Source organism: Cryobacterium frigoriphilum (genome assembly GCF_004403305.1).
Taxonomy (GTDB): domain Bacteria; phylum Actinomycetota; class Actinomycetes; order Actinomycetales; family Microbacteriaceae; genus Cryobacterium; species Cryobacterium frigoriphilum.
Genome location: NZ_SOHE01000025.1, coordinates 25,944 through 37,048, shown reverse-complemented (window position 1 = coordinate 37,048; position 11,105 = coordinate 25,944). Strand labels below are relative to the sequence as shown.

The 11,105-nt window shown below is 67.8% G+C and carries 8 protein-coding genes and 1 pseudogene; 3 read left to right on the top strand and 6 right to left on the bottom strand.

What is annotated here, in order from left to right:
- Together E3T55_RS06000 and E3T55_RS05995 are read right to left on the bottom strand one after the other, a co-directional pair.
- Positions 1-188 (bottom strand): annotated as a pseudogene (locus E3T55_RS06000) (hypothetical protein); the annotation flags it as partial.
- Positions 185-1,144, bottom strand: coding sequence for an ABC transporter ATP-binding protein (locus tag E3T55_RS05995; RefSeq protein WP_134518668.1), 960 nt, complete (start codon positions 1,142-1,144; stop codon positions 185-187). The pseudogene E3T55_RS06000 and the gene E3T55_RS05995, both read right to left, overlap by 4 nt.
- Positions 1,145-1,360: 216 nt before the next feature.
- Between E3T55_RS05995 and E3T55_RS05990 the strand changes: the two genes are divergently transcribed.
- On the top strand, positions 1,361-3,205 hold the full coding sequence (locus E3T55_RS05990; protein ID WP_134518673.1) for an ABC transporter ATP-binding protein: 1,845 nt from the start codon (positions 1,361-1,363) through the stop codon (positions 3,203-3,205).
- A gap of 7 nt (positions 3,206-3,212) precedes the next feature.
- On the opposite strand, the gene E3T55_RS05985 is transcribed toward E3T55_RS05990, so the two are convergent.
- From E3T55_RS05985 to E3T55_RS05975, 3 genes are all read right to left on the bottom strand, one after another.
- Entirely contained in the window at positions 3,213-3,770 is a 558-nt protein-coding gene (locus E3T55_RS05985) for a DUF1697 domain-containing protein (protein ID WP_134518667.1), read from the bottom strand.
- Entirely contained in the window at positions 3,770-4,609 is an 840-nt protein-coding gene (locus tag E3T55_RS05980; RefSeq protein ID WP_134518666.1) for an aminoglycoside phosphotransferase family protein, read from the bottom strand. Before E3T55_RS05980 ends, E3T55_RS05985 begins: the two co-directional genes overlap by 1 nt.
- A gap of 170 nt (positions 4,610-4,779) precedes the next feature.
- Positions 4,780-5,211: a YybH family protein gene (locus E3T55_RS05975; protein ID WP_134518665.1), complete on the bottom strand. Its 432-nt coding sequence runs from the start codon at positions 5,209-5,211 to the stop codon at positions 4,780-4,782.
- Between the two features lie 130 nt (positions 5,212-5,341).
- Between E3T55_RS05975 and E3T55_RS05970 the strand changes: the two genes are divergently transcribed.
- On the top strand, positions 5,342-5,599 hold the full coding sequence (locus E3T55_RS05970; protein ID WP_134518664.1) for a hypothetical protein: 258 nt from the start codon (positions 5,342-5,344) through the stop codon (positions 5,597-5,599).
- A gap of 120 nt (positions 5,600-5,719) precedes the next feature.
- The gene (locus E3T55_RS05965; RefSeq protein ID WP_166791695.1) at positions 5,720-7,534 is read left to right on the top strand and encodes an HNH endonuclease signature motif containing protein; all 1,815 of its coding nucleotides are present in this window, start codon (positions 5,720-5,722) and stop codon (positions 7,532-7,534) included.
- 337 nt (positions 7,535-7,871) lie between these two features.
- Here the strand turns inward: E3T55_RS05965 and E3T55_RS05955 are convergent, their stop codons facing one another.
- Entirely contained in the window at positions 7,872-11,075 is a 3,204-nt protein-coding gene (locus E3T55_RS05955; RefSeq protein WP_134518662.1) for an alpha-mannosidase, read from the bottom strand.
- Positions 11,076-11,105 lie beyond the last annotated feature (30 nt).

Genomic DNA, 11,105 nt, shown 5'->3' with positions numbered 1-11,105 from the left:
GGCGACGGCGCAGGCGACGGCGCAGGCGCGCGGATGCCCTGCGTCGGCTGCGCCTGCGGCTCGCCGACCGGATCGGTCGGGCCGACCGGATCGGTCGGGCCGTCCGCGTCGGTCGGGCCGTCCGCGTCGGTCGGGCCGACCGGATCGGTCGGGCCGTCCGCGTCACCGTGCCGGTGTGGCGCGCTCATTCGATGAGGTTTCTGCCGGTCAGGCGCAGAAACACGTCTTCGAGGCTGGAGCGGCGCACGAGGCTCGTGATCGGGTGCAGGCCGGCCGCGGTCATCCGCTCCAATTCGTGTTCCCCACTGTCGCTGTAGACCAGGATGCGGTCGGGCAGAACCTCAACGCGTTCCCCGAGGCTCTGGATGCGCCCGGCGACCTCGGCGTTCTGGGTGGAGCCGAAGCGCACCTCGAGCACCTCGCGGGAGGAGTAGCGGCGAATCAGGTCGGCCGGCGAGCCCTCCGCCATGATCTGGCCCTTGTCGACGACGACGAGGCGGTCGCAGAGCTGTTCGGCTTCGTCCATGTAGTGGGTCGTGACGAGCAGCGTGGTGCCCTGTTCTTTCAGGCGAAACAGGCGATCCCAGAGAATGTGCCGAGCCTGCGGGTCGAGGCCGGTCGTCGGTTCGTCGAGCAGCAGCAGGCGCGGGTCGTTGATGAGCGCCCGGGCGATGGTGAGGCGGCGCTTCATGCCGCCGGAGAGGTCGTCGACCTTGGCCGCTGCCTTGTCTTCGAGCTGGGCGAACTCGAGCAGTTCATCGGCGCGGCGGGCGACCTGGGCGCGCGGCAGCCCGAAGTAGCGGCCGTAGACGAGCAGGTTCTCGCGCACCTTGAGTTCCATGTCGAGGTTGTTCTCCTGGGGAACGACGCCGAGCTGCGAGCGGATCTCGGGCCCGTAGCGGTTGGGGTCGAGGCCGAGAACGGTGAGGTCGCCGCTCGTGCGGGTCGAGACGGCACCGATCATGCGCATGGTCGTGGACTTGCCGGCCCCGTTCGGACCGAGCAGCCCGAAGGACTCCCCGGCGGCGACCTCGAAGCTGACCCCGTCGACGGCGACGAATTCTGATGTTTTCTTCTCGGCTTTCGATCCCTTGACCCGATAGCTCTTGACAAGATTCTGGGTGGCGATGACAGGCTCTGGCACGCTTCTAACCTAGACCGCCCCACCGACATCCGGCAGAACCCGGCACGACCCGGCCTGACGCCCAGAGACGACGGTTAAGATTGGGCGGTGACTACCGCTACCCGAAGCGCGCGCGCTTCCGCCGCATCCGCTGCCCCGACACCGCCGAAGCCGGCCCGCGGCGGTCGACGCGGCCGCCCCGAACCCGTCGGCCCCCGCGCGACCTTCAGCCAGCTGATGCCGTACCTGCTCGAGCACAAGAAGGTACTCAGCGTCGTGATCGTGCTGAGCGTACTGGGCGCCGCCGCGAGCCTCGCCCAGCCGCTGCTCGTCAGCCAGGTCATCACCCTCGTCGGCGACGGCGACCCGCTCGGATCTCTCGTCGGCGCCCTCATCGCCCTCGTCGTGATTTCGGGTCTGATCAGCGGATACCAGCACTACCTGCTGCAGCGCACCGGGGAGGGCGTGGTGCTCTCGAGCCGCAAGCGCCTCGTCGGCCGGCTGCTGCGGCTGCCGATCAGCGAGTTCGACACCCGCCGCACCGGCGACCTCGTCTCCCGCGTCGGAAGCGACACGACCCTACTGCGCGCGGTGCTCACGCAGGGCCTCGTCGAGGCCATCGGTGGCAGCCTGACGTTCGTCGGCGCGCTCATCGCGATGCTCATCATCGACCCCGTTCTGCTCGGCCTGACCGTGCTCGTGATCGCGGTGTCGGTCGTCACAGTTACCCTGCTGTCCAAGCGCATCCGGGTGGCGAGCCTCGCCGCGCAGACCAAGGTCGGCGATCTGGCCGCGAGCGTCGAACGCGCCATCAGCGCGATTCGTACCGTGCGGGCCTCCAACGCAACCGAGCGTGAAGTCACCGTCATCGAAGAGGATGCTCGCGGCGCCTGGCGCATGGGCATTCAGGTCGCCAAGATCAGTGCGCTCGTCGTGCCGATCGCCGGAATCGCGATGCAGGTCTCGTTTCTCGTGGTGCTCGGCGTCGGCGGTTTCCGCGTTGCGAGCGGCGCTATCGAGATCGCCGACCTGGTCGCCTTCATTCTGTTCCTGTTCATGATGATCATGCCGCTCGGCCAGGCCTTCGGCGCGATCACCTCGGTCAACTCCGCGCTCGGTGCGCTCGGCCGCATCCAGGAGATCATCGACCTGCCCAGTGAAGACCAGTTCGACCGCGACATACTGCCCCTCGCCATCACGGTTGGTGCCGCCAACGACGCCGTCAACCCCGAAGAGCCGGCGATCGAATTCGACGACGTGCACTTCGGTTATGCCGCCGCCGCGATCGCGCCCGCAGCCACGACCGATACGACGACGGATGCCGCGCCCGGCCCGGCTACGCTCGTCGGCTTACCGGCAGACGCGCCTGAGCCCGCCGCAGACGGCGAACCGGCCGAGAAGCGCACGGTGCTGCACGGCGTCTCCTTCAGCGCCCCGCGCGGTCTGCGCACCGCGCTCGTCGGCCCCTCGGGGGCCGGCAAGAGCACGATCCTGGCCCTGATCGAACGGTTCTACGATGCCAGCGCGGGCACCGTGCGGCTCGGTGGAGTGGACATCCGTGCCCTCGATCGCACCGCGCTGCGCTCGCAGATCGGCTATGTCGAGCAGGACGCCCCGGTGCTCGCCGGCACGATCCGCGACAACCTGACCCTCGCCTCCCCCAATGCGACCGATGAGGAGTGCGTTGCCGTGCTGCGCGCCGTGAACCTCGGGGAGGTGCTCGAGCGCGACGAGGCCGGGCTCGGGGCATCCGTCGGCGAGCAGGGCGTGAAGCTGTCGGGCGGCGAACGCCAGCGGCTCGCGATCGCGCGGGCGCTGCTGTCGGCACCGCCTATTCTGCTGCTCGACGAGTCCACGTCGAGCCTCGACGGGGCGAACGAGCAGTTGATGCGTGCCGCAATCGACGCGGTCGCCGAGAACCGCACCCTGATCGTGATCGCCCACCGGCTGTCGACCGTCGTCGACAGCGACCAGATCGTGGTGCTCGAGAACGGCCAGGTCGTGGGCACCGGCACGCACTCGGAACTCGTCAAGTCGACACCGCTGTACCGCGACCTGGCCAAGCACCAGCTGCTCGTTTAGAGCCGAACTAGGGCCGGTCCGGCTCGCTCGCGTCGAGCAGCGTGAGCAGGGTCGTGGTCGTGCGCCAGTTGCGCATGGTCATCTGCTGAAACATGGGCATGGCCAGCAGGCGGGTGATGCGGGTCTTGCCGGCCTGCGCCGCCACCCGCGAGAAGTAGATGACTCCGGGGCCGAGGGCCACCGCATCGACGCCCTCCCGCAGTTCCGGCAGCGCCGTAAACGTTGCTTCTGCAGTGAGCGGATGCTTCAAAAAAATAACGTCGCTGCGCAGCTCGGTGGAACCATGGTTGGCGGGAGCCGCCGCGATCGTGGCGGCGAGTTCGTCGCGCGAGCGCAGAACGACGAGGATCGGGCTCTCGAACCGGTCCCTGAGCATGCGCTCCAGTGAGCTTTCGAGGTCAGGGCCGGGCGGGGCATCCGCTGAGAACAGCACGTTTCCGCTCTGGATGTAGGTGCGCACGTTCCGGTAGCCCGCGTCGCGGAAGCACTCGGCGAGGGCGGGCATGCCGATGAGGTTGCGGCCGCCCACGTTGATGCCGCGCAGCAGCGCGACGTACGACGGCATCAGCGGTGCCGCTCTTCGGGAGCGAGTGCGCGAAGCAACTGTTCGCCGACCCGTCGACTCGCCTCGGCGTGCCAGGACGGGCAGGTGTCGTGTTGGTGCCAGACCAGGGAGAGGCCGCACCAGGCCAATGCCCAGCCGGCGAGCACCTCGCGGTCGAGATCCCCCTCGCTGCTAATGATGTCGAGGCGTGCACCGAGATTCTCGGCTGCGGTACGGAGGCTCGGATTGCAGAGAATATTCGCGTAGTCAAACGCCCGATGCCCGAACAGGCCCTTGGGATCGATGGCCGCCCACCCGTCACCGAAATCGAGCACGTTGCCGTGATGGATATCTCCGTGCAGCGCCCGCTCGTCGGCGGGGCCAGTCGACGAGAGCAGGTCCTGCGCGAATTCCGCGGCGGTGCACATCAGCGGATCATCCGTCTTGGCATCCAGCAGCTCGCCGAACCACTGCCGCAACGGAACCAGGGGCACTCCGTCGCTCGGTTCTGGCGGCGGTCGGTCGTGCAGGGTGCGTACCGTCTGAACCAGAGCAGCGGATGCCTCGGCATCCGATCCGTACTCCGCCATCTGTGCCAGCTCGCGCGGGCCGGTGGCGCGCAGCATGAGCGTTGCCGTGTCGTCCCGCTTGAGCACCCGGACCGCTCCACGCCCGCCCCACCACTCGAGCAGGGCCGACCCACGCGCTTCCTCGTCGACACGGGCGACCTTCAGCATGACGGGAAGGTTGCGCCGAACGCCTCTGATGAGTTCACTCGTGGAAGTCGAAAATGCCGGGCCAGTGGGGGCAACTCGCCACTGACGCAGGTACCGTTTCGCTACTTCGGACCCCTCACACATGTGTCGGGCAGGTATGCGCTGGGAGGCGCTGATGCCGTTCAACTTGCGAAAATTCTCGCAGTCGGGGGCGACGACACGATTCTTGCTGTGTGGGACAGGCGATTGCGTGCCGGGCCACGGCAGGCCGGCGCTCGACTCGCACCTGAGAAAGCCCGACGAGTCGCAAGAATCTACGCTCGCTCAAAGATCGCGGCGCCGGTTTCCATGTCGATCGGCAGCGAACTGTGTTCGTGCACGATCTTCCAGGCGTCGTCGTTTCTGGCGAGATTGATGGTCAGTCGATTCGTCATGGAACGCGTGCGCTCGCCTCGGGCTGAGATCGCCGTGAAGGTCACTGCCGCGTGGCCGAAGGCCACCTCACGGGAGACCATCGTCTGCACATCGGCGAACACGACCTCCACGGTGTCGCTGCCGAGGGAGCCGAACCAGTCCGTGACCATCCCCCGCCATGCGGAGAGTCCGCTGTATTGCCACTGCCCCCACGAGTCATAGACAACCACGTCGTCGTCATACAGGGCGACGAACCCGTCAACGTCTTGAGCTGCCACCGCGGCCGCATAAGCATCGAGCGCCTGGGTCACCGGGTTCAGCTGCGTCGTCATGCGGACAGTCTGTCAGGCTCGGTCGTCGGTGGCCAGGTTCGTTCCCTCCCCCGGCAGGCGGATGCGGGGCACGGGATCGTTTTCTAGGGTTTCAGTAGGGAAACAAACACACACGAAGTGGGATTCAATAATGCAGAGCAAGTTCTTGGCGAAAATCTTCGGCGACAGGGTTGATCCTCGACTCCGACTGGAGAAGATATTCGGAGAAAAGTCGACGGCGGCGGGCCCGCCGCCGTCTGCGCGCGCTTGGGCGGTCGCGACACTGGAGCTGGCCGGAATCGACCCGGCGGTGGCAGAGGTCAGAGCAATCAAATGCCTCCTCGACGCCGAGCCGAGGCTGACGTTGCGGCCGGCGGGATACCTCGTCAAGGTCGCCAGAACCGGGTGACGATCCCTCCACAGGAGCGCAGCAGCGCGGAGTTTCTCGATAGCTGAGGTTTTCTCTCAGAATGTCGGTGGCTGCTGAGACACTCAGGACATGGAAAACCTCCAAGCGACATTCAGCGAAATGACCCGGTGTTTGGACCGGGCCGCCCTCTCTTCAGCCACGTTCACGTCACTCTCGAATGAGCAGTCTGAGCAGGCCCACCGGCTGCTGGCCGGGTTTCAGCGCCGGGTCAACCTCATCGTGGCGCTCTCGGCGGCCAATATCGACGTTCGCTCCGACTGGAAGCTGGGCCGAGAAGGGCTGGCCCGCCTGCACGGCTTCAACAGTCCCGAGGAGTTCGTGCAGAGCCTCGGCGGTGGCGGAGCCGGCACCAAGGCCGACGCCCGCAAACTGATCGAAGCAGGCACCCTCGCCACCGAAACCGAAACCGCTCGAGAACGGCAGAATGAAGCCGACGCGCAGGCGCTGGAGTTTCCCGACCTCCCGCCCATCGAGGTGGAGCAGCCGTGGTTCGGCCCGCTCGGTGACGCCGTCGCGCAGGGTGTGTTCACCGTCGAAGCCGCCACGGCGATCCGCCGAGGTTTAGGCGAACCGGCGATCGGGGTCACCGCAGACATGCTCCGCGCGGCGCTGATCGTGCTGATCCCGGAGTGCGCGACCCTGAATGCCGACCGGGCGTCGCAGGCGGCCCGCCATATGCGTGACCGCATCGACACCAACGGCATCGCAAGCCGCGCCGACGCCATGCGCGCCCGGCAATACCTGAGGGTCAGCGACCGACCCGACGGCATGTTGCACGGCGAGTTCCTCCTCGACCCGGAGAACGGCCAGTACATGCGCTCATTCCTGCTCCAAGTCGTCGGCCCGCGCATCGGCGGGCCCCGTTTCACCGAGAAGGGAGCCAAGGCCCGGGCGCAGAGCATCATCGACGACCCCCGCTCGACCGACCAGATCGCCGCAGAGGCCCTCATCGAGGCGATCGTCGTCGCCGCCGGAGCCGACCCCGGCCGCGTCTTCGGCCCGGTAACCCCGAGCGTCAAAGCCGTCTTCAGCGTTCCGACCGACCTGCCACCCACCCCGCAGCCAACCACGCACCCGACCGCGCACCTGATCGACGACGCGCCGACCCCACATGCGACGGACATCAACACCGCCACGACCGCCGACATCACCAACACCGACGGCACCGACGGCGACGACGGCGACGTAATCAGAGCCAGCACCCCCACGCCAACCGTGACTACCGACACCACGGGCACCCGAGCCTCCGCGGGAACCAACAGCCGCACCGGCTCCGCCGAGAACACCGAGAACATCGAGAACGGCGAGAACATCGAGACGGCCAACATTGGGGATGGTCGATTCAACAACGGGCTGATTCTCCCGGGCATCAACACCTTCGAGAAAGAGAAGTACAAGCGGAACGAGAAAAACAGCCGCAACCTGACCTGGGGCGTGACCGACGGGCTCCTCGAAGGCACCATCAATCCCGCCCCCGAAGCAACCATCGCCCGCCTCATCTGCATCGGCGGATTCACCCCGATCCTCTTCAACACCGCCAACCAACCCCTCGACGTCGGCCGCACCCAACGCCTCTTCACCAACACCCAACGCGCCGCCCTCGCCATCCGCGACGGCGGATGCATGATGCCCGACTGCCATAGACCACCCAGCTGGGCCGAAACCCACCACCTCCACGGCTGGGCCGGCGACAACGGACAAACCAACATCGACGACGGCATCCTGTTTTGCAAACCCCACCACCTCCGCATCCACAACGACGGCTGGACCATCACCCGCACCGCCGCGCTCGACGGAAACGGTAACGAATATTGGCTCATCCCACCCCTCACAGCCGACCCACAACAGGCACCGATCCGGCTACAGAGCAAGTCCGAATTGAAGCTCCAGTCACCATTCCGCCTAGAGCGCTAACGGCCTGACCGACTACCCCGGCTGGTCCGGCTGGTCCGGCTGGTCCGGCTGGTCCGGCTGGTCTGGCTGGTCCGGCTGGTCCGGCTGGTCCGGCTGGTCCGGCTGGTCCGGCTGGTCCGGCTGCCCAGCCGCCCATCGGCCATCGGCCATCGGCCATCGGCCACGCTGGCAGCACCGAGTGGTGTGATCCGGATGTTGCCAGGGTGCTGCCGCGGCCATTCCGCGGTCGAGCAACAGGCCGCGGCCGAGCCGGTGCGATTTTGTCGGCGGTTACGAGCCGTGCCTGTTCTTCGTTCGGGTACTCATTCCGGCGAGGGACTTCACCCCCGCTGCCCGCTCAGAGCGTCGGGCTGAAACTCGCGAGGCAGTCGATGTTCGCCCGGGATCGCACGCTCTCGCCGTGCCTGTTCGGGGAATCGTAGGGCCAGCGGCGGGAGTAGCGCAGGGTGACGAGCTGGAAGGGGCGCAGGGTGAGAGTGAATTCAGCCCCGAACTGCGTCTGGGCCGCGACCGGGCCGGGAAGTGGGCGCTCGAGCAGGTCGGTTTCGTAGGCATCCGCTGCCTCGAATGAGCGCGTGAGCCTGGCGCGCGCCCGCGTGCCGTGCGCCTCGTAGAGCCTCACGACCACGTCGCCGCTGCCGTCTTCGGCGAGCTTCACCGCTTCGACCACGACCGCCGGGTTGTCGACGTGCAGCAGCGGCTTGATGGCGCCGGGCCCGACGCCGGTGACCTTGCGCAGCGGCAGATTGAGGCGGTAACCCTCGGCGACCGCATCGGCGAGGCTCGCGCCGACGCGGATCGCGACCCGAAACTCGTGGCTGCCCTGATCGGCGCTGGGGTCGGGGTAGAGGGGTGCGCGCAGCAGCGACAGTTGCACGGTCGTTGTGGGCCGGGCATCCGACTGCGTGGTTGGCGCCCGAAAGATGGAGTGACCGTAGACGGCGTCGTTGGCGATCGCGACCCCGTAGCCGGGCTCGCCGACGTGTATCCAGCGGTGCGCGACGGTCTCGAATCGGGCGGCATCCCATGAGGTGTTGGCGTGCGTGGGCCGGAATACGTGCCCGAACTGGATCTCGCTCGCCGCTCGCTCGGCGAGCACGTCGAGGGGAAATGTGAGTTTCAGCAGCTTCTGGCGCTCATGCCAGTCGATCTCGAAGTGCAGGTCGACGGCATGGCTGTCGTCGTCGAGGGTGATCGTTTCGACGACGGTCGACCCGCCCAAGCTGCGGGTGATGCGCACGGCCGCGGCGAGCGGATGCCCCGCGTCGACCGGCGTGACGGATTCGGCCGCGGCGAGGTCGGTCACAGTGTGGCGGTAATGGGCGTCGATGTCCCAGGCGTCCCACTGGTTCGGGGTGTCCCGGTAGAGCTGCAGCAGATTGCCGCGTGCACCGGTCGGGATCAGTTCGCGGTCGGTCGCCAGATCTCGCACGGAGGAAAAAAGGCCGTCAGCGTCGATGGTGACGGCGACGTGGGCGTTGCGCAGCACGAGTCCGGCGGGAGTGGACTCGACCGTGGCCGGCGTGTGACGCGGTGCATCTCCGCTGCTGGCACGGGCGGCGTCTGTTTCGGAGCCAGCACCGGCAGCCACGCCGGTGCCTGTGCCGGCCGCAAGCCCGCCGAGGGCTGGCACCCCGGCCAGCGGGTAGGGGCCAGCATTCAGCAGAGCCGCGCTCTGGCCGGCGCCGGCGAGGGTGCGCACGGCGGTCTCGATGAGGGAGGTCAGCATCCGCTCGACGACGGCGTACTGCCGCTCCGCTTCCTGGTGCACCCAGGCGATCGAGGAGCCCGGCAGGATGTCGTGAAACTGGCCGAGCAGCACCGTCTGCCAGGCCCGCTCCAGTTCGTGGGCCGGATAGGTCGCGCCGGTGCGCACGCTCGCGGTGGTCGCCCAGAGCTCGGCCTCGCGCAGCATGTGCTCGCTGCGGCGGTTGCCGCGCTTGGTGCGCGCCTGACCGCTGTAGGTTCCGCGGTGAAACTCGAGGTAGAGCTCTCCAGACCAGACCGGCGGATGCTTGTACTCGGCTTCCGCCGCCGTGAAGAACTGTGCCGGGCTGGAGAGCTGCACGGTCGGCGACCCCTCGAGGTCGGCGGTGCGGGCCGCCGCGGCGAGCATCTCTTCGGTCGGGCCACCTCCCCCATCGCCCCAGCCGAACGGCACGAGCGAGGAGTTCGCGTGGCCCTTCTCGGCGAACAGACGCTCGGCGCGGGCGAGTTCGAGGCCGGACAGCTGGGCGTTGTAGTCCGCGACCGGTGGAAAATGGGTGAACAGCCGCGAACCGTCGATGCCCTCCCAGAGAAACGTGTGATGCGGAAATCGGTTGGTATCGTTCCACGACAATTTCTGGGTGAGGAACCAGCGTGAGCCGGCGGCGCGCACGATCTGCGGCAGCGCCGCCGAATACCCGAAGGAATCGGGCAGCCAGACGTCGAGCGGTTCCACCCCGAACTCCCGCAGAAAGAATGCCTTGCCGTGCATGAACTGGCGGGCGAGGGATTCCCCACCAGGCATGTTCGTGTCGGACTCGACCCACATGCCCCCGGCCGGCACGAACACACCGCTGGCAACGGCGGCGCGCACCCGCTCGAACAGCTCCGGATAGTGCTGTTTCAGCCAGGCGTACTGCTGAGCGGATGATGCCGCGAACACGAACCCGGGGTGCTGCTCGATGAGGGCGAGCACGTTGGAGAAGGTGCGGGCGACCTTGCGCACGGTTTCCCGGGTCGGCCACAGCCAGGCGCTGTCGATATGGGCGTGCCCGACGGCGTGCACCCGGTGCGCGCTCGCGTTGGCCCCTCTGGCCAGCACGCCGGCCAGAGCCGCGCGTCCGGCACGGGCCGTACCGGTCACATCGTGCGGATCGACCACATCGACGCAGCGCTCGAGGGCGCGCAGCAGGTTCGCCCGGCGCGACGAGGCCTCCGGCAGCTCGCGGCGCAATCCGTCGAGGGCCAGCACGTCGTGCAACAGCTGCCACACCGGCAGGTCACGCAGGCTCACATCGGCCTGACGGAGCACATAGAGCGCCTCGTCGCCCGCGGTCGCCGGGTCACCCGCGCCGGTCGGAGCGAAGCTGAAATCCCCGGCGATGTTCGGGTTCGCGGCGGCCTCGACGTAGAGGTCGACGTGCCGGCCCGTGACGGGCACCGAACGGTTCAGGGATTCGAGCCCCTTCAGAATGCGGCCGTCGGCCGAATAGACGAGCCCCTCGGCCTGAAACCCGGGAGCGGAGAGGGAAAAGCCCAGATCGACGACGACTTCGACGCGGGTGTCGACCGCCGCCGCCCAGTCATCGGGCACGCTGCCGGTGAGATGGAACCACACGGTTCCCCACGGCCGGCCCCATGGCTCGCCGACGGCGAACGGGGTGAACGGCCGGGTGACGGCCTCGGCGAAGGGCACCGGGGCATCCGTCACCGAACCGGGAACGACCCAGGCGGTGACGGTGAGCGGCACCGCAGCGCGGTGCACGGCCGGCACGAGCCGCTCACGCACGAACCGGGTGAGACGGGCCTCAACGTTGACGCTGTCGTCATGCATGCCAGCATCCTACGGCCGGGGCCAGCGCTC